Annotated in this window: 21 protein-coding genes; 6 read left to right on the top strand and 15 right to left on the bottom strand. The window is 64.7% G+C overall.

Annotated elements, in window-relative coordinates; genetic code table 11:
• Positions 1 to 172 precede the first annotated feature (172 nt).
• Both LW136_RS05810 and LW136_RS05815 read right to left on the bottom strand, forming a co-directional pair.
• On the bottom strand, positions 173 to 1,528 hold the full coding sequence (locus tag LW136_RS05810) for an 8-oxoguanine deaminase (RefSeq protein ID WP_041013170.1): 1,356 nt from the start codon (positions 1,526 to 1,528) through the stop codon (positions 173 to 175).
• A gap of 198 nt (positions 1,529 to 1,726) precedes the next feature.
• The gene (locus LW136_RS05815; protein ID WP_041013171.1) at positions 1,727 to 2,407 is read right to left on the bottom strand and encodes an SDR family oxidoreductase; all 681 of its coding nucleotides are present in this window, start codon (positions 2,405 to 2,407) and stop codon (positions 1,727 to 1,729) included.
• A 206-nt stretch (positions 2,408 to 2,613) separates the two neighbouring features.
• Here LW136_RS05815 and LW136_RS05820 point away from each other — a divergent pair, with 206 nt between their 5' ends.
• Positions 2,614 to 5,331 (top strand): HAD-IC family P-type ATPase, encoded by a 2,718-nt coding sequence (locus LW136_RS05820; RefSeq protein WP_041013172.1) that lies wholly within the window; start codon positions 2,614 to 2,616, stop codon positions 5,329 to 5,331.
• Between the two features lie 18 nt (positions 5,332 to 5,349).
• Here the strand turns inward: LW136_RS05820 and mltF are convergent, their stop codons facing one another.
• Positions 5,350 to 6,810 (bottom strand): membrane-bound lytic murein transglycosylase MltF, encoded by a 1,461-nt coding sequence (gene mltF / locus LW136_RS05825; protein WP_041013173.1) that lies wholly within the window; start codon positions 6,808 to 6,810, stop codon positions 5,350 to 5,352.
• 168 nt (positions 6,811 to 6,978) lie between these two features.
• Between mltF and LW136_RS05830 the strand changes: the two genes are divergently transcribed.
• Together LW136_RS05830 and LW136_RS05835 are read left to right on the top strand one after the other, a co-directional pair.
• On the top strand, positions 6,979 to 7,254 hold the full coding sequence (locus LW136_RS05830) for a GIY-YIG nuclease family protein (RefSeq protein ID WP_041013174.1): 276 nt from the start codon (positions 6,979 to 6,981) through the stop codon (positions 7,252 to 7,254).
• 102 nt (positions 7,255 to 7,356) lie between these two features.
• Positions 7,357 to 8,295: a glutathione S-transferase family protein gene (locus LW136_RS05835; RefSeq protein WP_041013175.1), complete on the top strand. Its 939-nt coding sequence runs from the start codon at positions 7,357 to 7,359 to the stop codon at positions 8,293 to 8,295.
• Between the two features lie 7 nt (positions 8,296 to 8,302).
• Here LW136_RS05835 and LW136_RS05840 read toward each other — a convergent pair whose 3' ends face one another.
• Genes LW136_RS05840 through yejK form a run of 3 tightly spaced genes read right to left on the bottom strand, consistent with a single transcriptional unit; the run spans position 8,303 to position 10,978 of the window.
• Positions 8,303 to 9,148, bottom strand: coding sequence for a DUF4344 domain-containing metallopeptidase (locus LW136_RS05840; RefSeq protein ID WP_041013176.1), 846 nt, complete (start codon positions 9,146 to 9,148; stop codon positions 8,303 to 8,305).
• Positions 9,145 to 9,963 carry a polyphosphate kinase 2 family protein gene (locus LW136_RS05845; protein WP_041013177.1) on the bottom strand — a complete coding sequence of 273 codons (819 nt, stop codon included), beginning with the start codon at positions 9,961 to 9,963 and terminating at the stop codon, positions 9,145 to 9,147. The genes LW136_RS05840 and LW136_RS05845 overlap by 4 nt, the downstream gene beginning before the upstream one ends.
• 7 nt (positions 9,964 to 9,970) lie before the next feature.
• Entirely contained in the window at positions 9,971 to 10,978 is a 1,008-nt protein-coding gene (yejK, locus tag LW136_RS05850; RefSeq protein ID WP_041013178.1) for a nucleoid-associated protein YejK, read from the bottom strand.
• 163 nt (positions 10,979 to 11,141) lie between these two features.
• Between yejK and LW136_RS05855 the strand changes: the two genes are divergently transcribed.
• The 3 genes from LW136_RS05855 (at position 11,142) to LW136_RS05865 (ending at position 14,009) form a co-directional block, all read left to right on the top strand.
• Positions 11,142 to 12,041, top strand: a complete 900-nt coding sequence (locus LW136_RS05855; protein ID WP_041013179.1) for a prenyltransferase — start codon at positions 11,142 to 11,144, stop codon at positions 12,039 to 12,041.
• Positions 12,042 to 12,141: 100 nt separating this feature from the next.
• The gene (locus LW136_RS05860) at positions 12,142 to 13,353 is read left to right on the top strand and encodes an MFS transporter (protein WP_014819440.1); all 1,212 of its coding nucleotides are present in this window, start codon (positions 12,142 to 12,144) and stop codon (positions 13,351 to 13,353) included.
• Positions 13,354 to 13,817: 464 nt separating this feature from the next.
• Positions 13,818 to 14,009: a hypothetical protein gene (locus LW136_RS05865; RefSeq protein WP_003298204.1), complete on the top strand. Its 192-nt coding sequence runs from the start codon at positions 13,818 to 13,820 to the stop codon at positions 14,007 to 14,009.
• A 27-nt stretch (positions 14,010 to 14,036) separates the two neighbouring features.
• On the opposite strand, the gene rlmF is transcribed toward LW136_RS05865, so the two are convergent.
• The 9 genes from rlmF to LW136_RS05910 all read right to left on the bottom strand — a co-directional run bounded on the left by rlmF (position 14,037) and on the right by LW136_RS05910 (position 25,692).
• Positions 14,037 to 15,032, bottom strand: coding sequence for a 23S rRNA (adenine(1618)-N(6))-methyltransferase RlmF (rlmF, locus tag LW136_RS05870; protein WP_041013180.1), 996 nt, complete (start codon positions 15,030 to 15,032; stop codon positions 14,037 to 14,039).
• Positions 15,033 to 15,103: 71 nt separating this feature from the next.
• Entirely contained in the window at positions 15,104 to 16,273 is a 1,170-nt protein-coding gene (locus tag LW136_RS05875; protein ID WP_041013181.1) for a YbfB/YjiJ family MFS transporter, read from the bottom strand.
• Between the two features lie 110 nt (positions 16,274 to 16,383).
• Entirely contained in the window at positions 16,384 to 18,210 is a 1,827-nt protein-coding gene (locus LW136_RS05880) for an SLC13 family permease (RefSeq protein WP_041013182.1), read from the bottom strand.
• Positions 18,211 to 18,216: 6 nt separating this feature from the next.
• On the bottom strand, positions 18,217 to 18,513 hold the full coding sequence (locus tag LW136_RS05885; protein ID WP_014819444.1) for a winged helix-turn-helix domain-containing protein: 297 nt from the start codon (positions 18,511 to 18,513) through the stop codon (positions 18,217 to 18,219).
• A gap of 58 nt (positions 18,514 to 18,571) precedes the next feature.
• The gene (nhaD, locus tag LW136_RS05890; RefSeq protein ID WP_234174756.1) at positions 18,572 to 19,954 is read right to left on the bottom strand and encodes a sodium:proton antiporter NhaD; all 1,383 of its coding nucleotides are present in this window, start codon (positions 19,952 to 19,954) and stop codon (positions 18,572 to 18,574) included.
• A gap of 361 nt (positions 19,955 to 20,315) precedes the next feature.
• On the bottom strand, positions 20,316 to 23,150 hold the full coding sequence (locus LW136_RS05895; RefSeq protein ID WP_041013184.1) for a valine--tRNA ligase: 2,835 nt from the start codon (positions 23,148 to 23,150) through the stop codon (positions 20,316 to 20,318).
• A gap of 107 nt (positions 23,151 to 23,257) precedes the next feature.
• Positions 23,258 to 23,638 (bottom strand): hypothetical protein, encoded by a 381-nt coding sequence (locus tag LW136_RS05900; protein ID WP_041013185.1) that lies wholly within the window; start codon positions 23,636 to 23,638, stop codon positions 23,258 to 23,260.
• Between the two features lie 71 nt (positions 23,639 to 23,709).
• Positions 23,710 to 24,129, bottom strand: coding sequence for a DNA polymerase III subunit chi (locus LW136_RS05905; protein ID WP_023444164.1), 420 nt, complete (start codon positions 24,127 to 24,129; stop codon positions 23,710 to 23,712).
• Positions 24,130 to 24,204: 75 nt separating this feature from the next.
• A complete protein-coding gene (locus tag LW136_RS05910) occupies positions 24,205 to 25,692 on the bottom strand; it encodes a leucyl aminopeptidase (protein ID WP_041013186.1) in 1,488 nt (495 codons plus the stop codon).
• Positions 25,693 to 25,808 lie beyond the last annotated feature (116 nt).

Consider the following 25,808-nt stretch of genomic DNA (forward strand, 5'->3'; position numbering starts at 1 on the left):
GAGCCTGTGTTGGCTGATAGCTGGTTAGCAAAAAGCTGACCAACTGGACAGATACCTTCGTTGTGCCGGATTGCGGGCGCTTCGACTCGACGCTGATGCCTGGTCGGGGCTTGCGCTGGTGCGCCAGTAATCCACGGCGCCCAGCTTTGGTGCAAGCCTCGATCATTGCCGATTAGCCGTTTACCAGCTGCCGGGCCGCCTGCTGGTGATCGGCGATCAGCCTCTGTACGTCGAGGCCTTCGACCTGGCCGTCGATGACACGCCACTTGCCGCCAACCATCACCCGGTCGGCGCGGTCGGCGGCGCACAGCAGCAGCGCGGCGACGGGATCGTGGCTGCCGGAGAAGCGCAGTTCGTCGAGCTTGAACAGGGCAAGGTCGGCCTGCTTGCCAACCGCCAGTTCGCCGATGTCACCGCGCCCGAGCAGGCGCGCCGAGCCGCGGGTTGCCCAACCGAGGACCTTCTCTGGCGTGATCTTCTCGGCGCCGTAGCGCAAGCGCTGGATGAACAGCGCCTGGCGCGCCTCGAGCATCATGTTGGAGGCATCGTTCGAGGCCGAACCGTCGACGCCCAGGCCGATGATGGCGCCCTTGTCCTCAAGCTCCAGCGTATGGCAGATACCGGAGGCCAGGCGCATGTTGGAGCTTGGGCAATGGCAGATGCCGACCCCAGCCGCGCCCAGGCGGTGAATCTCCACCTGGTTGAAGTGGATGCCATGGGCCAGCCAGGTCCGCGGGCCGAGCCAGCCGACGCTCTGCAGATAGTCCACGGTGCGCATGCCGAAGCGCTGCGCGCAGAACTCCTGCTCGTCGAGCGTCTCGGCCAGATGGGTATGCAGACGTACGTCGCGCGCTTCGGCCAGCTCGGCGCAGGCACGCATGATGTCGGTGGTGACCGAGAAGGGCGAGCAGGGCGCCAGGGCGATCTGGATCTGCGCGCCGTCGCCGCGCTCGTGGTAGCGATCGATCAGCCGCTTGCTGTCGGCAAGAATCGTCTCGGCGTCCTGCACCACGCTCTTGCAGGGCAGGCCGCCGTTCTCCTTGGACAGGTTCATCGAACCGCGGGTGAGCATGGCGCGCATGCCCAGCTCGCGGACGGCCTCGACCTGAATGTCGATGGCATCCTCGAGCCCGCCCGGAAACAGGTAGTGGTGATCCGCCGCCGTGGTGCAACCAGACAACAGCAACTCGGCCAGCGCCACCTTGCTCGCCAGCTGCAGCGCCTGTGGCGTGAGCCGCGCCCAGACCGGGTAGAGGGTCAGCAGCCAGTTGAACAGCGGCTCGTTGACCACCGGCCCCCAGGCGCGGGTGAGGGTCTGGTAGAAGTGGTGGTGGGTGTTGATCAGCCCCGGCAATACCACGTGTTCACGGGCGTCGAAGGTTTCATCCACCGGCAGCGTGGGCGTGGCGCCGGCGGCAAGCAGTTCGGTGATGACACCGTCTTCGATCACCAGTCCGCCTTGGGCTTTCTGGTCGTTGGCAGTGAAGAGGGCGAGGGGGTTCTTGATCCAGATTCGATGAGCAGCCATGGCCGGCTTTCTCCTGAATGGTTGAGTTCAGAGTAGCCAGCTCAGTTATGCCCTGTCTGCTGATCCAGGAGGCGGAGCGGTGGATGCCTCGCCGGGGGAGGAAGATAAAGGGTTTGGGGTGGGTTTGTCACAGGGCTGCCAAGGGTTGGGTAGTGGGAGCGGCCAATCCGACTCCCGAGATAACCCTTGTGGCCGTCATCACCAAGGCAGCGGATTGCCCTGGTAATCCAGGTACCGATGCCCACCCTGTCCAATGGCCTGGGTAACCTGCTCGAGCATACCGCGCGTGCTGGTCTCGACATCCAGTGGCGCCTGGTCGCCGCCCATGTCGGTCTTGACCCAGCCCGGATGCATCGACAACACGGTCAGCCGGGTCTCGCCCAGTCCGGCGACGAAGGTTCGGGTCATGTGATTCAGCGCGGCCTTGCTCGCGCCGTATAGGTCCATGCCCATGCCCGGACCGGTTTCGACGCTGCCGAGGATGGAACTCATAAAGACGATCACGCCCTGCGCAGGATCGACCAGCGGCAGCAACCGCTCGGCCAGGCGCACCGGTGCGACGGCATTGGTGAAGAACAGCTGGCCGACTTCTGTTTGAGTGGCTTGCGTGGCCGGTTTGTCCTGCGGGCCGGCGACGCCGGCGTTGACGAATAGCACGTCGAGTCTGGTACCGGCCAGGCGGGCGGCCAGCTGGTCTACGCTGCCTGCATCGTCCATATCCAGCGTTTCGACGCGCACCTGCGGTATCTGGCTGAGGGCTTCGGCGTGCTGCGGGTTGCGCACCGTGGCGATCACCTGCCAGCCTGCGGCGCAGAACTGTTTCGCCAGGCCGAAACCCAGACCGCGGGAAGCGCCGATGATGAGTGCTGTTTTTTGCATGCTGCGTCCTCGGTAGGTCATGACTGACCGGCAAGAATAGCGCGGCTGCGACGCGCGCGTGCAGCAATGCTGGGGTGCGACATCTGGTCGTCGTGCGAGTGTTGCAAGCGGTTTCGCGGTGGTGGTCATAGGGGCGCTGTTTCGGCTCTGATGGGCCAGCGTTGCCGGTGTTTCCGGCATCATCGAATCAAGATCAGGGGGATCCAATGCCCGACCCGCAAACACAGTCGAACCGCTGGCATGCTCGGCAGAGCGATGAGGCGTTGCTCGAACTGGAGTCCTCGAGCGCCGGCCTCAGCCACGAACAGGCCCGACAGCGCCTGCTGCAATACGGTCCCAATAGGCTCGATGAGGCCAAGCCGGCGAGTTTCTGGCAGCGCCTGCTGCGTCATCTCAACAATCTTCTGCTTTATGTGCTGATCGCCGCGGCGCTGGTAACCGGTCTGATGGGGCATCTGGTCGACACCTTCGTGATCCTGGCGGTGGTGGTGGTCAACGTGGTGATCGGCTTCGTTCAGGAGGGCAAGGCGGAAAAAGCGCTGCAGGCGATTCGGCATCTGCTGGCGCCGCACGCGGTGGTGTTGCGCGATGGTCGCCAGCAGAACCTCGATGCCGCCGACCTGGTGCCCGGGGATGTGGTACTGCTGGCTTCCGGCGACAGCCTGCCGGCAGACGTGCGGCTGCTGCAGGCGCGCAACCTGCGTATCGACGAGGCAGCGTTGACCGGCGAATCGGTGCCAGTCGACAAGCAGGTCGAGGCCGTGGCCGCCGATGCTTCCATCGGTGATCGGCTTTGCATGGGCTATGCCGGCACGCTGGTGACCCAGGGCCAGGCGCGTGCGGTGGTGGTCGCCACGGGCGCGGCGACCGAGATCGGGCGTATCGGGACAATGCTGGAATCCGTCGAACAGGGCACCACGCCGCTGCTGCGCAAGATGTCCGATGTTGGCCGGGCGCTGACAGCCGTGATCCTGGCCGCGGGCGTGCTGCTGTTCCTGTTCGGCACGCTGGTGCGCGGCATGGGCGCCGGCGAGATGTTCATGGCGGCGGTGGGGCTTTCGGTCGCGGCGATCCCCGAGGGGCTGCCGGCGATCATGACCATCACCCTGGCCATCGGCGTGCAGCGTATGGCCAGTCGCAATGCGGTGATCCGGCGCCTGCCGGCGGTGGAGACGCTGGGCTCGGTGACGGTGATCTGCTCGGACAAGACCGGCACCCTGACGCGCAACGAGATGACGGTGCAGGAAGTGATCTGCGCCGGGCAGGCACTGGAGGTCGAAGGCGCGGGCTATGCACCGCAAGGTGCGTTGCTGTTCGAGGGCGTGGCAGTCGAACCGGCGGCGCTGGCAGCGCGCACGCCGGCAGCCAGCGCGCTTGCTGAAGCCGCGGCGCTGTGCAACGACGCCAGCCTGCACGAGAAGGACGGACTGTGGACCCTTGCCGGCGACCCCACCGAGGGCGCGTTGCTGACCCTGGCGATGAAGGCAGGACTGTCGCCGGCCAACCTCCACGTCGACCGTCCGCGGCTGGACGTGATCCCCTTCGAGTCGGAACACCGCTTCATGGCGACCCTGCATGCCTGCGAAGGCGGCAGCGAAGTGCTGGTCAAGGGCGCGCCGGAACGGATCCTGGCCATGTGCGCGCGGCAGCTCGAGGCCGACGGCCAGGAGCGGCTGCTGGATCAGTCGCACTGGCATGAACAGGTCGAGGCGCAGGCGCGGGCCGGTCGTCGCGTGCTGGCGCTGGCGCGGCGCAGGCTGCCGGCCGGCAAGGAGGCGATCGAGCATGCCGACGTTGCCAGCGAGCTGACCCTGCTCGGGCTGGTCGGCATTATCGATCCGCCGCGTGACGAGGCGATCCGTGCGGTGGCGCAGTGCCGTGCAGCTGGCATTCGCGTGGTGATGATCACCGGCGACCACGGCGTCACTGCCAGTGCCATTGCCAGACAGCTGGGCATGGGGGATGACATCAAGGCGATCACCGGGCCGGAGCTGGAGCTGATGGATGAAGCGGCCATGCGCCAGGCCGTCGCCGAGGCCCGGGTGTTCGCCCGCGCCAGCCCGGAACACAAGCTGCGCCTGGTGCGTGCGCTGCAGGCCAATGGCGAGGTGGTCGCCATGACCGGCGATGGCGTCAACGATGCGCCAGCGCTGAAGCAGGCCGATGTCGGCGTGGCCATGGGCATGAAGGGCACCGAGGCGGCCAAGCAGGCCGGCGCCATCGTGCTCGCGGACGACAACTTCGCTTCCATCGCCCATGCGGTGGAAGAGGGGCGCACCGTCTACGACAACCTGCGCAAGACTGTGACCTTCCTGCTGCCGATCAACGGCGGCGAGTCGCTGTCGCTGCTGCTGGCGGTGCTGCTCGGTATCGCGCTGCCGATCACGCCGGTGCAGGTGTTGTGGGTCAACATGGTCAGCTCGGTGGCGTTGGCCATGGTACTGGCGTTCGAACCGACCGAGGCGGATTTAATGCAGAGGCCGCCGCGGCGGCCGGACGAGCCGATGCTGTCGCGCTTCGTCATCTGGCGGATCTTCTTCGTTTCCGCGCTGTTTCTCGCCGGCATCTTCGGCATGTACCAGTGGATGCTGACGCAGGGCGCGTCGATCGAGGCGGCGCGCACCGTCGCAGTCAACACGCTGGTGTGCATGGAGGTGTTCTATCTGTTCAGCGTGCGTTATCTGAAGGCGCCTTCCTTCACCGTGCAGGGCGTCAAGGGTACGCCGCGGGTGCTGGTGGCGGTGTTCGGTGTGTTCGCCCTGCAGCTGATGTTCACCTACGCGCCGTTCATGCAGTCGCTGTTCGCGTCCGAGGCGTTGCCGCTGGCGACCGGTGTGCTGGTGGTGCTGGCCGGGGTGGCCGTGCTGGTGATTCTGGAGATCGAGAAGGCGCTGTTGCGTCGGATGGGCGTTGGCCCGGCGTGAGTCAGGCTTGCGCAAAGGTCAGAGCGGCGGCAGCTCTTCCATCAGGTCGGTCGTGTACACGCCGGGGATATGCAGCTCGCTCTTGGCCAGCTGCTGGCCTTCCATCTGCGGCTGGGTTACCCAGGTGAGGATGTCGTAGTAGCGGCGGATGTTGGCCACGAAGTGCACCGGCTCGCCGCCGCGGGCATAGCCGTAGCGGGTCTTGCTGTACCACTGCTTCTGTGCCAGGCGCGGCAGCATCTGCTTCACGTCCAGCCACTTGTTGGGGTCCAGCCCCTCGGCTTCGGCGAGTTTGCGGGCGTCTTCGAGATGCCCTCCGCCGACGTTGTAAGCAGCGAGGGCGAACCAGGTGCGATCGGGTTCCTGCACGCTTTCGGGCAGGCTGGCGTGCACCTTGACCAGGTATTTGCCGCCGCCCTGGATGCTCTGCACTGGGTCCAGGCGGTTGGTCACGCCCATGGCGTTGGCGGTGCGCAAGGTCAGCATCATCAGCCCGCGCACGCCGGTCTTGGAGGTGGCCTCGGGCTGCCAGTGGGATTCCTGATAACCGATCGCGGCCAGCAGGCGCCAGTCGATGCCGTGTTTCCTGGCGGTCTCGCGGAAGGCTTTCTCGTAACGCGGCAGACGCTGCTGCAGATGCTTGGCAAAGGCGTAGGCGCCGACGTAGCCGAGTACGTCCACGTGACCGTAATAGCGTTCGCGCAGGCGCTGCAGCGTGCCGTTCTCCTGGGCCTGTTCGAGGAAGGAGTTGGCGGCCTTGAGCAGGCTGTCGTCCTCGCCCTTGGCCACGACCCAGGCCAGGCTGTTCTGCTCGCCGACATCGAAGCCGGCGCGGATGTTGGTGAAGTACACCTGGTTCATGGACATCTCGTTGGATTCCACCAGGGTCAGGTCGATCTGCCCCTCGTCGACCATGCGCAGCAGGTCGACCACTTCCACGGCGTCGGATTCTTCGTAGCGCAGGTCGGGATATTCGGCCTGCAGTGTGGCGAGCTTCTCCGCCTGGCTACTGCCTTTGAGCACGAGGATGCGCTTGCCGATCAGGTCCTTGGGGCTGGTCGGACGGCGCTGGCCGCTGCGGTAGACGACCTGGGTGGTAACGTCCAGATAGGAGCGGGTGAAGCGTGCCAGTTCCTGCCGGCCTTCGCTGGCGACCAAGCCGGCGGCGGCGAGCGCCGGGCCGCCGGGCCGGTTGAGACGGTTGAAAATGTCTTCGATGTTGTCGGCGGTTTCGATCTGCAGCTCGACGCCGAGATTGCTGGCGAAGCGCTTGGCCAGCTCGTACTCGAAGCCGGCTTCGCCGTTGCGGTCCTGGAAATAGGTGGAAGGGCTGTTGCGGGTGATCACGCGCAGTACGCCTTCCTCCTGTATACGCTCAAGCTCGCTGGGCTTCTCGGCGCAGCTGCTGAGCATCAGGAAGAGTCCGGTCGCCAACAGCCAGATGGCGCAGCGCTTGCGGAACACGGTTTGGGCAAACATCGGCGCAGTATACGCAAAGGCGAACCGCCACCATATCTGGACAGCGGTCGGGCTCTCTGCTAAGCGAGCACCTTCCTACGGCAGGGAGATGCTGCCAAACGACCGTGGCGCGCAAGTTCGGCATAATGCCGGCCCGTGCCGCCACCGACTCCGAGAGTTTTGCGAAACATGACCGAGGTTCAGCCCAAGCCCTGGTTCGTCTATCTGGTGCGCGCCGCCAACGGTGCGCTGTATTGCGGTATCAGCGACGATGCACAGCGTCGTTTCGCCGAGCACCAGCGCGGGCGCGGCGCGCGTTTCTTTCACTCCAGTCCGGCGCAGGCGCTGGTCTATGTCGAGCCTTGCGCCAGCAAGGGCGATGCGTTGCGTCGCGAGATCGCCATCAAGCGCCTGGACAAGCGTGCCAAGGAACGCCTGGTGAGCCTGGCCAGCCCCGTTGCGTGAATGACGCACCAATCAGCCGGTAGGCTCGGTGGAGCGGAGCGTCTAAGCTGATGCTCTTCCACGGGGCGACGCCCCATCTCGAGACCTCTGGCGGAGCCTGTCATGCACGAGCTGATCCTGCACCACTATCCCACCTCGCCCTTTGCCGAAAAGGCGCGCCTGATGCTGGGGTTCAAGCAGCTGTCCTGGCGCTCGGTGATGATCCCTCCGGTCATGCCCAAGCCCGATCTGACCGCGCTCACCGGTGGTTATCGACGCACGCCGGTGTTGCAGGTCGGCGCCGACATCTATTGCGACACCGCCCTGATCGCGCGTCGGCTCGAGGCCGAAAAGACCACCCCGGCGCTGTTCCCGGAAGGCCAGGAGTTCACCGCCGCGACGCTTGCCCAGTGGGCCGATTCGGTGCTGTTCCTGAACGCCGTGAGCCTGGTGTTCCAGCCCGAATCCATGGCCGTCCGCTTCGCCCAGGTGCCCAAGGAGTTCGTCCAGATATTCAGCAAGGACCGTGCGCAGCTGTTCTCCAACGGCTCGGTCAGTCGCGTTCCGCTGGAGCAGGCGAAGAGTGATTGGCCAACCTTCATGACCCGCCTGCAGCAGCAGCTGGCGCGGGAGGAGGGCGAGTTCCTGTTTGGTGCGGCGCCGTCGATTGCCGACTTCGCCGTCGCGCATTGCCTGTGGTTCCTGCGTGCAACGCCGGTCACCGCGCCGCTGGTGGATGGCTACCCGGAGGTGGCGGCCTGGCTTGGCAAGGTACTCGGCGTGGGCCATGGCTCCAGCAGCGAGCTATCCGCCGAGGATGCGCTGCGCATGGCGCTGGAGGCCGAGCCTGCGCCGCTGCCGGACGAAGCATTCAGCGAGCCGAATGGTTTTCAGGAAGGGCAGAATGTGGCCATCGCCGCAGTTGATTACGGCGCCGATCCGGTCGAGGGTGAGTTGGTCTTCGCCGGTAGCGAAGAGCTGATCCTGCGCCGCAGCGATGACCGCACCGGGGTCGTGCACGTGCACTTCCCGCGTGTCGGCTATCGCATCGAGGCGCGCTGAAGACGCCTCAGTGCGGCGTCGGTGATTCGCCGGCGCGCAGCTTCGGCAGCTCGCGGGCGAGCGTGCGGAAGTAGGCGATGCGCTCGTAGCACAGCGTAAGCTCACCGCTGATGCGGTTGAACCAGGCGTCCGGCGCGCCGCAGGTGGACATGCGCAGGGTCAGGTCGCGGGGCAGCTCGAAGGCATCGCTGGCCTTCGCCGCGACCGCTTCCAGCTCGCCGCTGGCGCGAATCTTTTCCAGCAGTTCGGTACCACCCGGCAGATGTCCGGGGGGTGTGTCGTAGATCACCCGAATGCGGTGCCGCGCCGGTCGCTCGTCGCTGCGGCCGAAGTGCTCGCGAAACCACTGCACTGCGTGGGCCGCCTGTTCGTATTCCTCGGGACAGTACAGCGCGCGTTCCACCGGCAAACCGCTGACTTCCAGCACCCAGTCGAGCCGATCCGGGTCGCTGCCGTAGGCCAGGCAGGCGATGTTGTAGAAGCGCTGGGCGTCCAGCGCATGGCTGTCCCAGACCGGTACCGGGGAGCCGTCGCGTTCCGCGTTCTGCCATTCCAGACGCCAGTAATCGGCGACATCCATCAGTTTGGCGTAGAAATCGTCGCGGTGCTGTTCCTGCTGCAACAGGAACAGGCCCATGAAGCCGAGCTGGTCGGCGGCGTCTTCCTCACGCCCCAGTACCGGCAGCTGCAGTTCGCTGATGAGCAAGTGCCCCATCTCGTGCATCAGGGTGAACTCGGAGTTGGCGACCGTGAAGCGGACCTCGTCCACCGACAGTTCCGGCGCTGTTTCGCCTTGCTGCGCCTGCGCCAGCAGCGGCAGAAGCAGCAGTGGCAGTAGAGCGAGGCGCTTCATGGCGTGCTGTCCAGATCGGCATGGGTGAACGGCGCCGGACGTGTCGGCCAGTCCAGTGCCAGGCGCTCGAACGTGCGGGCGAGCAGACTGGCGACGAGCAGGTCGCGCAACCAGCGGTGGTCGGCCGGTATCACGTACCAGGGTGCTTCGCGGCTGTGGCTTTTGCTCAGCACGGCCGCCCATTGCGCCTGCTGCTGGGCGAAGTTGCGGTGGTCCTGCAGATCGCCGAGGGTCAGCTTCCAACGATTTTCCGGCTGCTCCAGGCGCCGATGCAAGCGGTGCTTCTGCTCGCCGGCAGACAGCTGCAGGTAACACTTGAGCGGCTGGATACTGGCGGCCGGCAGCTCGCGCTCGAAAGCCAGGATTGCGGCCTCGCGCTGCGGAATATCGGTAGGCGAGCACAGGCCGTCGCGCAGATCGCTGACCAGCGCTTCGTAGTAGCTGCGATTGAATACGCCGAGCATGCCGGGCGCCGGCAGCCGCTCCCGGTAGCGCCTGAGGAAGTCCTGGCGACGTTCTTCTTCGCTCGGCGCCTGGAAGCTGTGCGGCGACAGCCCCAGCGGGTCCAGGCCACCCAGCACGTGGCGGATCACGCCGTTCTTGCCGGAGCAGTCCGGCCCCTGCAGCACGAGCAGCAGGGCGTCGCGGCGGTTGGCCCAGAGCATGGTCTGCTGCACCCGTAGCCATTCCTTCAGGCTTGCCAGCTGCGCTTGAGCCTGTGCTTTGTCCAGGCCGTGGCAGCGTGCCGGATCGCGCGCCAGCGGCGCCGCCGGGTCGCAGAGGCAGTCATCGAGAATGGCGTCCGCCAGGCGCATGGCGCGGTCAGTCCTTGCGCCGCTTGAGCTGGTCCTTCAGTTGGGTCGGCAGCTGGCGGATGATCAGCATGTCGCGCGCCTCGTCGTACTCGACCTTCGAGCCCAGCAGATGCGACTCGAAGCTGATCGACAGCCCTTCGGCGCGCCCGGTGAAGCGCTGAAACTGGTTGAGCGTGCGTTTGTCGGCGGGAATTTCCGGCGACAGCCCGTAATCCTTGTTGCGGATGTGCTCGTAGAAGGCGCGCGGGCGTTCTTCGTCGATGACTCCGGACAGCTCTTCGAGCGACATGGGTTCGCCGATCTTTGCCTGACTACTGGCGTAGCCGACCAAGGCGCTGGTCTTCTCCCGCGCTTTTTCCTCGGGCAGGTCCTCGCTTTCGACGTAGTCGCTGAAGGCCTTGAGCAGCGTGCGCGTCTCGCCCGGGCCATCGACGCCTTCCTGGCAGCCGATGAAGTCGCGGAAGTACTCGGACACCTTCTTGCCGTTCTTGCCCTTGATGAAGGAGATGTACTGCTTGGACTGCTTGTTGTTCTGCCACTCGGAGATGTTGATCCGCGTCGCCAGGTGCAGCTGGCCGAGGTCGAGGTGCCGGGCTTCGGTCACGTCCAGCGAGTCGGTAACGGTGACGCCGTTGCTGTGGTGCAGCAGGGCGATGGCCAGGTAATCGGTCATGCCCTGCTGGTAGTGGGCGAACAGCACGTGGCCGCCGGTGGACAGGTTGGATTCCTCCATCAGCTTCTGCAGGTGCTCGACTGCCTGGCGGCTGAATGCGGTGAAGTCCTGATTGCCTTCCATGTACTGCGCGAGCCAGCCGCTGAACGGATAGGCGCCGGACTCCTCGTGAAAGAAGCCCCAGGCCTTGCCCTGCTTGGCGTTGTAGCTCTCGTTGAGATCGGCCAGCAGGTTCTCGATAGCCTGGGAGTTGCCCAGCTCCGAGTCACGGGCGTGGAGCACGGCAGGGGTGCCGTCCGGCTTTTTCTCGATCAGATGGACGATGCAGTGGCGGATGGGCATGGTGGTCTCACGGCTGGAATGCAACAGGTTGGGCAGTTTACCCGAGAGCGGGTGGTACGTGCCTGCAGCCGAAGCTGCGGTCTGGCGGAGTCGATCTGTGTCAAGGACGCCTCGCGGCGTTGGGGTTAGCCTGCCGTACACAAGACGATAGCGGGAGGCGTAGATGAGCAGAACCTTGGCATGGCTGGGTGTGGTGCGAGGTCGTTTCCTGCTGCTGACGCTGAGCTGCGTGGCGCTCGGGGTGGCCTTGGCGGCGCGCGGGGGCGCGGAAGCGATGTCCTTCAGCGATGCACTGCTGGTGCTGCTCGGCGCCCTGGCCGCCCATGTGGCAGTCAATGCGCTCAACGAATGGTGCGATTACCGCAGTGGACTGGACCTGCAGACCCGCCGCACGGCGTTCAGCGGTGGCAGCGGTACCTTGGTGACCCATCCGCATCTGCTGGGTCGCACATTGCTGCTCGGTCTCGGCAGCCTGCTGACCTGCGCGCTGATCGGCGTGTTGTTCCTGCTGCGCCAGCCGCCGCTGTTGCTCAGTCTGGCGCCGATCGGTCTGGCGGGACTGTTGCTGGTGCTGCTTTACACGCCTTGGCTGACCCGCCACCCCTGGCTGTGCCTGTTCGCGCCGGGCTTGGGCTTCGCGCTGATGGTGCTGGGTACGCGCATCGTTCTCGGCGGCGCGCCGGATCTCGGCGATCTGTGGTTGATCCTGCCCCCTCTGCTGCTCTGCAACAACCTGCTTTTGCTTGGCCAGTTTCCGGACATTGATGCCGACCGCGCTGTCGGCCGGCGTACCCTGCCTATGCATATCGGCTGTACCAACGCCGTGCGCGTGGCGTTTGCGCAGTGGCTGCTGGCCTATGGCGTACTCCTGGCTGTGCTGGCGCAGCCAGGTCTGGCCGGTGGCGCACTCGGCTTGTTGACCTTGCCGTTGGCCCTGCGAGCGGCATGGTTGCTGCGTCGCGAACCGCTGCAGGCGCAGCGCCTGCTGCCGGCATTGGGGCTGAGCGCTGCGGTCAGCGTGGCGGCGCCGTTGTTGATGGCCGTAGGGTTGCTGGCGCTTTAGCGTTCCGCGAGAGCGGAGGGCACCCGATCGGACACATGGGGTGACGAAAGAAAGGCTTAACTGAGTAAACTGGTCGCCTTTTCTTCGAGGAATGACCCCCATGACCGCTGCATGGCGCAACTCTGCCTGGATTCTCGCTGGTGGCTCGCTGATCCTCGCGATTTCGCTGGGTGTGCGCCACGGCTTCGGTCTGTTCCTGCCGCCCATGAGTGCCGAGTTCGGCTGGGGTCGCGAGGTGTTCGCCTTCGCCATCGCGATACAGAACCTGATCTGGGGCCTGGTGCAGCCGGTGACTGGCGCGCTGGCCGATCGCTTCGGCGTGGCTCGTGCGGTGCTGATCGGCGGCATTCTCTACGCCGTTGGGCTGGCATTGATGGCGGTGTCCGATTCGCCGACGACCCTGACGCTGAGTGCCGGGCTGCTGATCGGACTGGGGCTGTCAGGCACCTCGTTCTCGGTGATCCTCGGCGCAGTCGGGCAGGCGGTTCCGCCGGAGAAGCGCAGCATGGCGATGGGCATCGCCAGCGCTGCGGGCTCCTTCGGCCAGTTCATCATGCTGCCCGGCAGCCTGGGGCTCATCGAGTGGCTGGGGTGGTCCTCGGCGCTTATGGCGCTCGGTTTGCTGGTGGCGCTGATCGTGCCGCTCGCGGGGATGATGCGCAGCCCCGCGCGGCCTCCGGCGGCACCCGGAACTCAGCAGTCGCTGGGCGAGGCGCTGCGCGAAGCGGCCGGGCATTCCGGGTTCCGTCTGCTGGCGCTGGGCTTTTTCGTCTGCGGCTTTCAGGTGGTCTTCATCGGTCTGCACCTGCCGGCCTATCTGGTCGATAAGCATCTGCCGGCGCAGGTCGGTACCACGGTGCTGGCACTGGTCGGGCTGTTCAACGTCGTCGGCACCTACACTGCGGGCTGGCTGGGCAGCTGCTACTCCAAGCCAAAGCTGCTGGCCGGGTTGTATCTGATTCGCGGTGTGGTGATCAGTGTTTTCCTGCTGGCGCCGCTGAGTGTCTGGAGCGCGTACGCATTCGGCATCGCCATGGGCTTGCTGTGGCTGTCCACGGTGCCACTCACCAACGGTACGGTGGCGACCATGTTCGGCGTGCGCAACCTGTCGATGCTCGGCGGTATCGCCTTCCTTTTCCATCAGCTGGGCTCGTTCTTTGGCGGCTGGCTGGGCGGCTGGCTGTACGACCGTACCGGCAGTTACGATCTGGTCTGGCAGATCGCGATCGCGCTGAGCCTGATGGCGGCGGTACTCAACTGGCCGATTCGTGAGCAGCCAGTCGAGCGCCTGCGCGAGGCGCAGGTCAACTGATGCGGCCGCTCTGGCTGGGTATGAGCGTCGCCCTGGTGCTGGGTCTGCTGATGCTGGCCTGGTGGGGCTGGCAGCGTGGCGGCCTGGCGCTGCTGCAGATTGGGCTGGGCACCTGCTGATTCAGCTGGCCTGCGATCTCGTGATTCCTTCTTTTCCGCGTGGCCGGTTTATCCGGTCGCGCCAAAGCTGCCATGCCCGCAATAGTGATCCCATAGCCTTGCTTTCCAGTTCGAAAAACGGCGACGAACGTGACGGAATCAATTCGGTATTCATCGCTCCAAAGCGAAGCGGCGTAGAAGAAGTTAAGAACAAATCGCCGGTTCTTAGCAGCAACCTACCGGCTTTTGTGCATACGCCTGCGATCGAGTGGCAGCCTGGCAACCCTGTTCTAAGCTCGGCTGTCGCATAACCGTCATCAACAGTTGGTAAATACCTGCGGCACGCAGTCAATGGAGCAACAAGCAATGTCCACCCTTACCGAACTCGCCCAACAAATCGCCAAGCTCTATCCGTTGAAGGACAAGCGTGTAGGCAAGCGTTATCGCGTGGTAGGCGAGCTGGCCGGGATGACCGAACTGGAAGAGATCAACGGTGAACCGCGCTATATCCAGACCATGGCGCTGAAGAACAAGCAGCTCTGGGACGTGGCGGTCTAAACCTTTCCGTTGACGCCTGCCTGAATTTCACCCTTTCGCCCAGCGCTCGGCGCGCCAACTCGCTTGCTCCGTTTGACTCAGGAAGGTCCAGGCGACGAAGCGGCTCTTCTTCTGCCCCTGAGCCATGTCCAGCGTGTGCATCTGGCGGGCACCGAGGCGTTTCAGCCGCGCCTCCAGCGGCGCCACGTTGGCGCCCTTCGATACCAGGGTACTGAACCAGTAGACCTGTCTGGCGAACGCGACGCTTTCCTCCGCCATGCGCGCGACAAAGGCCGCTTCGCCACCTTCGCACCAGAGCTCCGCCGCCTGACCGCCGAAATTGAGCGCGGGTAGTTTGCGGCTCGGATCGAGCTTGCCGAGGTTACGCCACTTGCGCTGGCTGCCACTGCTGGCTTCGGCCTGCGATGCATGGAAGGGCGGATTGCACAGCGTCAGGTCGAAGCGATCCTCGGGCAACATCACCCCCTTGAAGATGTGCTTCGGCGCCGCCTGTTGTCTCAGCTCGATGGCCTTGACGAGGCCATTGGCCGAGACGATGGTGCATGCCGAGGCCAGAGCGGTGGTGTCGATATCGCTCCCGGTGAAGTGCCAGCCGTACTCCCGATGGCCGATCAGCGGGTAGATGCAGTTGGCCCCGGTGCCGATGTCCAGTGCGCGAATCGCGGCGCCGCGGGGTATCGCGCTGGCCTTGTGCTCTCCGAGCAGGTCGGCCAGGCCGTGCAGATAATCGGCGCGCCCCGGCACCGGCGGGCACAGGTAGCCCGGCGGGATATCCCAGTGCTGGATGCCGTAGAACTGCCGCAGCAAGGCGCGGTTGAATACCCGCACCGCATCCGGGTTGGCGAAGTCGATGCTTTGCTTGCCGTAGGGATTGAGGATGACGTACTCGGCCAGCTCCGGGCAGCCAGCAATCAGCGCCGGGAAGTCGTAGCGGCCGGTATGGCGGTTGCGTGGATGCAGTACGGCCTTGCCGGGTTCGGCACGGCCGGGCTGCGGAGTCGAGGACGGGGATCTGCGCGGCATCTGATCAGCGGGAGGTTGGCGGCTGGGGCGCGCATTGTCCCACAACCGCTGCCCGCGGATAGGTCTCGTTGCTAACGGCGGCGCGGCACCATCAGCATCCACAGCAGGCCCCAGAGCAGTGCCCCGGCGCCGAGCCAGAAGGCGCTGTGCAGGCTGCCGCCCATGCCCATCCAGATGCTGGTCAACCAGGGGGCGGCGAGCTGGGTCAGGCCGTAGAGTGCGATCAGCGCCGCTGACAGCCGCGGCCCCTGGTGTGGATGCAGCGCCCGCGCCAGGCGCTGGGTCAACAGCACGGTGCCGAGAAAGGTGCCGCCGACCAGTACCGCACAGAGCAGGATGCCGACCGCGCCGGGCAGCAGTAGCGCGGCCAGTACGCCGAGCAGTTGGGTGAGATAGCTCAGGCGCAAGGCGATGTCGTCACCCATGCGCACGCCGAGACGATTCCACAGCCAGGGCGCCGGCAGCGTCGCCAACGCCACCACCAGCCAGCTGCCACCGATGAGGAAGTCACCGGGCTCCACCTGCAGACGCGCGACCATCGGCAGGAAAGTCATCGGCAGGATGTAGCCCATGCCGGCGCCAGCGTAGGAAAGAAACAGCGGTGTGCTGGAGCGATCGAGCAGCTTGCCGCTGGGTGGCTCCTCCGCAGAATGGGCCTTTTCCTCGTCAGGCATGTCCAGCTGCGACAGCTGCCGCCAGCCCCACCAGGCCAGCGGTATCGAAAGCAACGCCGCCGGCCACCAACGCTCGGCTCCCATCAGGTACCCGTCGCTCAGGCTCACCAGCAAACTGGAGAGAATCAGCCCGACGCAGACACCGAGATAGACCAGGCCGCTGGAGGAAACGCGCTGCTGTCGCGCCAGCCATTCGAGGATCAGCGAGGGCGCCTGAACGAATACCAGACCGTTGCTGATGCCATTGGCCAGGCGCAATGCGGCGAGGGCGTCAGCGGATTCCGCCTGGGTCTGCAGCAGGGCGCTCAAGACGTGTAGCGCCAGTGCCCAGGGCAGCGTACGGCGGATCTGCGCGACGCGATGCCAGCGCACCGCGAGCAGGGCGCCGATCAGATAGCCCAGGTAGTTCCAGCTGGCGATGCTGGCGCCTTCCTGCACGGTCAGCAGGCCGTCCTCCACCAGCCAGGGCAGCAGAGGGGTATAGACGAAGCGGCCAAGGCCATGGACGACCAACAAGAGAACGGCACCGGCCAGCAGGACCGGAAACAGGGCGACACGCTGAGGCATGGAATCTGTTCTTCTTAGAATGAGAGCTGGAGCTTAACGGCTGGCCCTTTCAGCCGCCATGCCACTTTTCGCTGGCTACCCGTCGGTGGGTGTCCCGAGGCAGCCGGCATTCATAGCGGAAACAGCAGCGGCACCAGCAGCACCGAGACGATCATGACCAGCGCGGTAAAAGGCACGCCAACTCGGACGAAGTCGGCGAAGCGGTATTGCCCAGGACCGAGCACCAGGGTGTTCACCGGCGAGGAAATCGGCGTCATGAACGCGGCGGAGGCGGCCAGCGCGACGATCATGGCGAACGGATAGGGCGAGGCGCCCAGCTGCTCGGCGGTGGACAGCGCAACGGGTGCCATCAGCACAGCCGTCGCCGTGTTGGAGATGAACAGCCCGATCACTGCGGTCAGCAGAAACAGGCAGGCGAGCAAGGCATGCGGTCCGGCATCGCCGAGCAGGCCGACCAGCCCCGATGTCGCCAGGGCGATGCCGCCGGTCTTCTGCAACGCCAAGGCGAACGGCAGCATGCCGACGATCAGCACCAGGCTTTGCCAGTGAATCGCCTTGTAGGCGCTGTCCATGTCGATGCAGCGGAACAGGCCCATGACTAGGCAGCCAATCAGCGCCGCCAGCACGTTGGGCACCAGGCCGCTGACCATCAATGTCACCATCACCGCCAGCCCGAGCAGCGCGAACGGTGCCTGGTTGGCCGCGTGCGCCACGTCGTCCACCTCGGCCGGCAGGCTCAGCACGAGGAAGTCGCGGCTCATGCCCTGCAGACGGTGAATATGCTTCCAGCTGCCGGCCACCAGCAGCGTATCGGCTGGCTTGAGCTTTTCATCCACCAGCAGCCCCTGCAGGGCTTGGCGATTGCGGCGCAGACCGACCACGTTGAGCTTGTGCCGGCTGCGAAAACCCAGTTGCTGGATGGTCTTGCCCGGTAGGCGCGAATCCGGTGGCAGCGCCACTTCCGCCAGCCCCAGCTCGCGACCGTGCACCGAATAGTAGGAGGTGCTGAGTTGCAGGGGTTCGAGGCCCAGCTCCTGATAGGCGCCGAGCAGGCCGATGGCCGGGCTGGCCAGATCGACCAGCAGCACATCGCCGACGAACAGTTCGGTATTGCCCGTCGCGATCAGCAGAAGGTTGCGAAAGCGGTCATGGCGCTCGACGGCGATCACGTTGATGCCGTACTGAGTTCGCAGCTTCAGCTCGTCCAGCGCCTGGTTGGCGAGAATCGATCCCGGCATCACCCGCAGTCGCCGCTCGCGTTCTTCCAGTCGATACTCCCGCGCCAGATCCGCCAGCGTATGGCGATGTTCTGTCGTTTCGCTGCGCTTGTCGCTGCCCAGCCAGCGGCGCGCCAGCAGCATATAGCCGACGCCGAGCAGCAGAATCGCCAGGCCGATGGGGGTGAAATCGAAGAAGGAGAAGCCGTCGAGCCCGGCGCGGCGCAGTTCGCTGTTGATCACCAGGTTCGGCGGCGTCGCCACCAGCGTCAGCATGCCGCTGATCAGGCCGGCGAACGCCAGCGGCATCATCAGCCGCCGTGGCGAGACCTTCATGCGATTGGCGATGCCGAGCACCACGGGAATGAAGATCGCCACCACGCCGGTCGAACTCATCACCGAGCCGAGCGCCGCGACGGCCAGCATCAGCAGAATCAGCAAGCGGGTCTCGCTGCTGCCGGCGGTACGCATCAGCCAGTCGCCCAGGCGATAGGCGATGCCGGTGCGCACCAGGCCGTCGCCGATGACGAACAGGGTGGCGATCAGCACCACGCTCGGATCGCTGAAACCGGCCAGTGCCTCCTGCACGCTGAGCACACCAGTGAGCGGCAGCGCGACCATGGCCAGTACCGCCACCACGTCCATGCGTGGCTTGTTCAGCGCGAACAGGCCGATGCAACCGGTGAGCAGGCCGAGAACCAGCAGCAGGTCGCCACTCATGGTCGATCAGGGATATTCGAGAATGGATTTGATACGCGGCAGGTTGCGCTCGATCCAGCCCTTGTCGATGGCACCCCAGTCGCGGATGGCGTAGTGGCCGGCATTGTGGCGTTCGCCGTCGTCCTGCTCGAAGCTGCAGTCGATGTCCAGCTCCGCGAGCGCGGCAAGGGTGTCCTGGGCGGTGCGCCGCGGCATGCCGGTCGCGGCCATCAGTGCAGGGACACTACAGGCGGTGCCGCTGTCGATCAGCCAGGCGACGTAGAGTCGGCGATAGAAACTGGTTTTGGTCTTGCTGACGGTCATGGAAGGTCCCTGGCCAGGTCGTCTGTGGGGGCAGCGACCTGGCCAGGCTCGCTGCGGTTTAGCGCAGGGCGAGCATGCCGATGTAGGTCGCGGCGCCCGCAGTGTAACCGAGGAAGGCCAGCAAGCTGACGCGCTTGACGTACCAGGTGAAGCTGATCTTCTCCATGCCCATCGCCGCGACGCCCGCTGCCGAGCCAATGATCAAGGTGCTGCCGCCGGTACCGGCGCAGAAAGCGAGCATCTCCCAGAAGTTGCCATCGACGACGAACTGCGACAGCCAGCTGGTCTCCTCGGGGCTGGCAGAAGCCAGTACGGCAGGGCTGACCAACGGATACATCTTCATCGCACCGGCCACCAGCGGCACGTTGTCGACCACGGCCGAAAGCAGGCCGATGGCGTAGGTGATCGGGTAGATGTGGCCGAGCGATTCGCGCAGGGCGGTCGCGACCTGGGTCAGGTGGCCCGCGGTAGCGAGACTGGATACGGCCAGCAGAATGCCGAGGAAGAACAGCACGCTGGGGGTGTCCACCTTGCGCAGAACGCCGACTACCGAAAGCGGGTGCTTGTCTTCGGCATTCTTGTTGCGGTGGATGAACTCGGTGGTCACCCAGAGCACGCCGAGGCCGAAGAGGATGCCCATGTAAGGCGGCAGGTGGGTCACGGTCTTAAACACCGGGACGAAGAGCAGGGCAGCGAGGCCAAGACCGAGTACCAGATTGCGCTCGAATACGGTGGTGGTCGGTGGGTGCTTCTCGGCCAGGTGAGCACGAGGACGTGGGCGTGGTGCCTCGCCGCGCAGACGGAAGCTGAGAATGATCAGCGGCACCAGCAGGCACACCAGGCTTGGCAGGAACAGACCGGTGATCACGCCGGAAGCGCTGATCTGGTTACCGATCCAGAGCATGGTGGTGGTCACGTCACCGATCGGCGACCAGGCACCACCGGCGTTGGCGGCGATTACCACGACGCCGACGAACAACCAGCGCTCGGGACGGCCGCGGATGAGCTTGCGCAGCAGCGAGACCATGACGATGGTGGTGGTCAGGTTGTCCAGTGCTGCGGAGAGGAAGAAGGTGAGGAAGCCGATGATCCACAGCAAGTGCACGCGCTTGCGGGTCTGGATGCGGTCGGTGATTACCTTGAAACCTTCGTGGGAGTCGATCAGCTCGACGATGGTCATCGCGCCGAGCAGGAAGAAGAGAATCTCCGAGACTTCTCCCAGTTGATGACGCAGCGATTCGACCACCACCGCCGAGGAGTCCCCGGGGTTGTGGCTGCCGGGTTGCAGCAGCGGAAGTATCTGGTCGGCGCCCAGCACCAGAATGGTCCAGGTCACAACCGCGGTCAGGATCGCGGCAGCGGCCTTGTCTATCTTCAGGGGATGTTCAAAGGCTATGCATAGATAGCCTATGACGAACACGACAGCCATGAGTGCATACATCGGAGGGACTCCATCTTGAGGAACCTTGCCGGGCATGCGGGTGTGTCGACGCAGCCTCAGCGGCTGGCAGGGGAACGATTCGCTAGCGAGGTGAAACAAATCGGGGCGGTGGACTGCCCTGGGAGACGGTTGCGCGTTCGGCGAAATACGTGGGGCATTGCGCTTCGCAGCAGGGGGCTCATTTCACATCGTCGAGCTGTTCGTCTTGGCTTTAACGGCCTGCCAGTTTGAAAAGGGGTGTTTCATGTGCGGCATAGTGTATCAGCGTTGCCGGTAATAACTTGTCATCAATCAAGATGACCTCCTTAAGCAAAAAGGCCAGCACCTTTCGGGCTGGCCTTTTGCGTTTACCGCGTCCTGATCAGAGCGTGGCGATGCGGTCGCGCTGCTCCTGCAGCCTGGCTTTGGCCTGTTCGGCCTCGGCCAGTTTGGCGCGTTCCTTGTCGATCACCTCGGCGGGTGCCTTGTCGACGAAACCGGCGTTCGACAGCTTTCCGCCGACGCGCTTGACCTCGCCGTCCAGCCGGGCGAGTTCCTTGTCCAGGCGAGCCAGTTCGGCATCCTTGTCGATCAGGCCAGCCATCGGCACAAGCACCTGCATGTCACCCACCAGCGCGATGGCCGACAGCGGTGCTTCTTCGCCGTCGTTGAGCAGGCGCACGCTTTCCAGCTTGGCCAGTTTCTTCAGCAGCGGCTCGTTGTCGGTCAGGCGGCGTTGATCGGTAGCCGAGGCGTTGCCCAGCACCACGTCGATGCGCTTGGCCATGGAGATGTTCATCTCGCCGCGGATCTGGCGGATGCCCAGCATGAAGGCCTTGAGCCACTCGATATCGCCTTCGGCGGCTTCGTCGATACGCTCCGGGTTGAACTCCGGCCACGGCTGCAGCATCAGCGTTGGACCGGACTTGCCGGCGAGCGGCGCGACGCGCTGCCAGATTTCCTCGGTAATGAACGGCATGAACGGATGCGCCAGGCGCAGCGCGGTTTCCAGAACGCGCACCAAGGTGCGGCGGGTACCGCGCTGGCGTTCGGCGCTTGCGGTCTCGTCCCACAGCAGCGGCTTGACCAGCTCCAGGTACCAGGCGCAGTACTCGTCCCAGATGAACTCGTACAGCACTTGAGCGGCCAGGTCGAAGCGGAACGCCTCCAGCTGTCGATTCACTTCGCTTTCGGTACGCTGCAACGCGGAGATGATCCAGCGATCCACCGACGAGAGCTCGACGGGCTCGCCGTTGACCCCCGTGTCCTTGCCCTCGGTGTTCTCGAAGACGAAGTTGGCGGCGTTCCAGATCTTGTTGCAGAAGTTGCGGTAACCCTCGACGCGGCCCATGTCGAACTTGATGTCGCGGCCGGTTGAGGCCAGCGAGCAGAAGGTGAAGCGCAGGGCGTCGGTGCCGTAGCTGGCGATGCCTTCGGGGAACTCGGCGCGGGTCTGCTTGGCGATCTTCTCGGCCAGCTTGGGCTGCATCATGCCGCTGGTGCGCTTGGTCAGCAGTTCATCGAGGGTGATGCCATCGACGATGTCCAGCGGGTCGAGCACGTTGCCCTTGGACTTGGACATCTTCTGCCCCTGACCATCGCGTACCAGACCGTGCACGTAGACGGTCTTGAACGGAATCTGCCCGGTCAGGTGAGTGGACAGCATGATCATCCGGGCGACCCAGAAGAAGATGATGTCGAAGCCTGTGACCAGCACGTCGGTGGGGTGGAAGGTCTTCAGGAACTCGGTCTGCTGCGGCCAGCCGAGTGTGGAAAAGGTCCACAGGCCGGAGCTGAACCAGGTGTCCAGCACGTCCTCGTCCTGACGCAGTTCGACGTTGTTGCAGAGGTTGTACTTGCTGCGTACCTCGACTTCATCGCGGCCAACGTAGACGTTGCCGGCTTCGTCGTACCACGCAGGAATGCGATGGCCCCACCAGAGCTGACGGCTGATGCACCAGTCCTGGATGTCGCGCATCCAGCTGAAGTACATGTTCTCGTACTGCTTGGGCACGAACTGGATCTCGCCGCTTTCGACGGCGGCGATGGCCTTCTCGGCCAGCGGTTTGGTGGAAACGTACCACTGGTCGGTCAGCCACGGCTCGATGATGGTGCCCGAGCGATCACCTCGGGGGACTTTCAGCGCGTGGTCGTCGATCTTTTCCAGCAGGCTCATGGCGTCGAACTCGGCGACGATGGCCTTGCGCGCATCGAAGCGGTCCATGTGCGCGTAGCCGTCCGGCAGGTTGGCATCGATCTTGTCGTTCGGCGTCCCGTCGATGTTGAACACCTGGGCCTTGGCGAGCACCGCGGCGTTGCGGTCGAAGATATTGATCAGCGGCAAGTGATGACGCTTGCCAACCTCGTAGTCGTTGAAGTCATGCGCCGGGGTGATCTTCACGCAGCCGGTACCGAACTCGAGGTCGACGTAGTCGTCGGCGACGATCGGGATCAGGCGGTTGACCAGCGGCAGCATGACGTGACGGCCGATCAGGCTCTTGTAGCGCTCGTCCTCCGGGTGCACGGCGATGGCGGCGTCACCGAGCATGGTTTCCGGACGGGTAGTGGCGACCACCAGGTAATCCAGGCCGTCTGCAGTCTTGCAGCCGTCGGCCAGTGGATAACGCAGGTGCCAGAGATGACCTTTCTCGTCATGGTTCTCGACTTCGAGGTCTGAGATCGCGGTGTGCAGCTTGGTGTCCCAGTTGACCAGGCGCTTGCCGCGATAGATCAGGCCGTCCTCGTGCAGGCGAACGAAGGCTTCCTTGACCGCCTCGGACAGGCCATCGTCCATGGTGAAGCGCTCGCGCGACCAGTCCACCGAGGAGCCCAGGCGACGGATCTGCCGGGTAATGGTGCCGCCGGACTCTTCCTTCCACTGCCAGACCTTCTCGAGAAACTTCTCGCGTCCAAGGTCATGACGCGAAACGCCCTGCGCGCCGAGCTGGCGCTCGACCACCATCTGCGTGGCGATACCAGCATGGTCTGTACCTGGCTGCCACAGGGTGTTGCGGCCCTGCATGCGGCGCCAGCGGATCAATGCATCCATGATGGCGTTGTTGAAGCCGTGACCCATGTGCAGGCTGCCGGTGACGTTCGGCGGCGGGATCATGATGGTGTAGGGCTCGCCGGAACCTTGCGGGGCGAAATAGTTGTTCGATTCCCAGGTCTGGTACCAGGAAGTCTCGATGGCGTGCGGCTGGTAGGTCTTGTCCATGCGGCGGGACCCTTAAAACGGCTGGTCGGAAAAACGGGCAAGTATAAAGGCAAACGGCCGCGAGATTTCGCGGCCGTGCTTATTAACTGCGCATTGTCGCGGATGACTCAGGAGCGAGGCGGGGGCGTGCGTACCAGGCGCTCGATTCGGCTCTCGAGGCGACGCTTGAGTTCCGCCTCGATCTGCGGCACGAAGTCGTCGATCACTTCCTGCAGGATCAGATTGGCCGCGGTGCGCAGTTCGTGGTCGATGTGCCGTTCGGCCAGGGAGCGAAACGCGCTGCGCACGCTGGTTTCCCGCGGCTCGTCGTCGCTGGCGCTCGCGGCCGGAACGGCAGGCGCTGGCTCGACGATATCGGACAGCAGCGGAATGCTGTCCGGGTCCAGCGCGGCCGGAGCCTCGTCTGGAAAATCGTCACCGAGCAGGGCGCGGATGGACTCGAGATCGCTCAGCAGTTCGGCGGGTTTGTTCGGGGCTTTCGGTGTCATCTCAGAAGTTTCCGGGGCTTGAGCATCCCGGCGGCTGCCAGGGGTTTTCCCTTGCTGTCGAATGGTTGGTCTTAAAGCTCGACCCGTTTCGGATCATAGCCCTGGCGTCGATACAGGCGGAAATTCTCCCGGCAGGCGGTCAGCAGTTGCGGTTCCTGGTTGACGATCTCGATGACCCGGCTGAACTGGTCGATGTGCGACGAAAGCGTCGATGCCAGGTTGATCAAGAGGCCCTGCGTGAATTGAGGTGCCTGGTCGACACCGATCACCACCGGGGCCTTCGGGTCGTCGACGTGCTGCTCGTGGGGAATGAAGCGCTCGGCGCGAAAGTCCCAGAGTAGCTCGTCGACTTCGCTCGACTGCGTTTCATCGACGCAGCGAATGAATACCTGCATGCCGTGTTGCCAGCCCTTGGCCGCCAACTGACAGGCCGCCCGCAGGCGGCCGGTCGGGTTGGCGTCGGGCAGGACGTAGAATTCGATCCGCGTCATGGGCGTGCTCCGCTCTGGCCGGGCAGCGCAAGGCGGCTCCGGCCCGAGGGATCAGGCGCGACGGCCAGGTGCATCTCAGTTGACCCGGTCCAGCAGGTACTGGGTCAACAGCGGCACGGGCCGGCCGGTGGCGCCTTTTTCCTTGCCGCCGCTGGTCCAGGCGGTGCCGGCGATATCCAGGTGCGCCCAGGCGAACTTCTTGGTGAAGCGCGAGAGGAAGCAGGCAGCCGTGATGGTGCCTGCTTTGGGGCCGCCGATGTTGGCGATATCGGCGAATGGACTGTCCAGCTGTTCCTGGTATTCGTCGAACAGCGGCAGCTGCCAGGCGCGGTCGGCAGCGTTCTCGCCAGCCTGCAGCAGTTGCTGCACCAGGGCGTCGTTGTTGCCCAGCAGACCGGAAGTGTTGCTGCCCAAGGCGACGATGCAGGCACCGGTCAGCGTGGCCACGTCGATCACCGCGCGCGGTTCGAAGCGTTCGGCGTAGGTCAGCGCATCGCACAGCACCAAACGGCCCTCGGCATCGGTGTTGAGGATTTCCACGGTCTGGCCGCTCATGGTAGTGACGATGTCGCCCGGACGGGTGGCGCCGCCGCTGGGCATGTTCTCGGCACAGGCCAGCAGGCAGACCAGGTTGATCGGCAGCTGCAGCTCCAGCACGGCCTTGAGTGTGCCGAGTACGCTGGCGGCTCCGCCCATGTCGTACTTCATCTCGTCCATGCCCTGGCCCGGCTTGAGGCTGATGCCACCGGTATCGAAGGTGATGCCTTTGCCCACCAGGGCATACGGCTGCTCGCCCTTCTTGCCGCCGTTGTACTGCATGACGATGATGCAGCCGGGCTGGTCGCTACCCTGGGAAACCGCGAGGAAGGCGCCGGCGCCGAGATCGCGCAGCTTCTTCTCGTCGAGCACGTCGACCTTCAGGCCCTTGTAGGCCTTGCTCATCTGCTTTGCCTGTTCGGCGATGTAGGTCGGGTGGCAGACGTTCGGTGGCAGGTTGCCGAGGTCGCGGGTGAAGGCCATGCCACTGGCGATCGCCGAGGCTTCGCGGGTCGCGCGTTCCACGTCGGGCTGCTCGCTCTTGTCACACAGGAGGATGATCTTCTGCAGAGCGCGCGGGTCGGCTTTCTTGCTCTTGAAGCGATCGAACACGTACTGGCCGTCGGCAAGGATTTCCACCAGCAGGCGAGTGCGGCCGTAATTGTCGCGGCCTTTGATCTGAACATCCTGCATGGCGAAGGCCGCATCGGCACCGCCGAGACCCTTGATTGCGGCAAGTGCGGCATTGGCGATCTTGCGCCACTGGCGGTTGTCCAGTTCGTCGACCTTGCCGATCCCGACCAGCAGTACGCGCTCAGCCTTGAGGCCGGGCAGGCCATGCAACAGCAGGGTCTGACCCGCTTTGCCCTGGATGTCGCCACGCTTGAGCGCAGTGCTGAGCGCGCCGCCGCTGGTGCTGTCTACGTTCTGCGCGACGCTGCCGAGAAGGCAGTCATCGCCGAGCGGCAGAACCAGGGTGGCGGTCTTCTGGGTGGAGGCTTTGGCGCTTTTGACAACAAATTCCATGACGTGGTGTCCCCAAGACAAAGAGTCGGGTTTGCAGGATAATGCCGGGCTTATTTTTCCGGTGGTTCGCCTGTTCGGTCGTTGCTAACGACTGCGCTAGGCTAGAAACGTTGCAA

This window comes from Stutzerimonas kunmingensis (genome assembly GCF_021432085.1).
GTDB lineage: Bacteria > Pseudomonadota > Gammaproteobacteria > Pseudomonadales > Pseudomonadaceae > Stutzerimonas.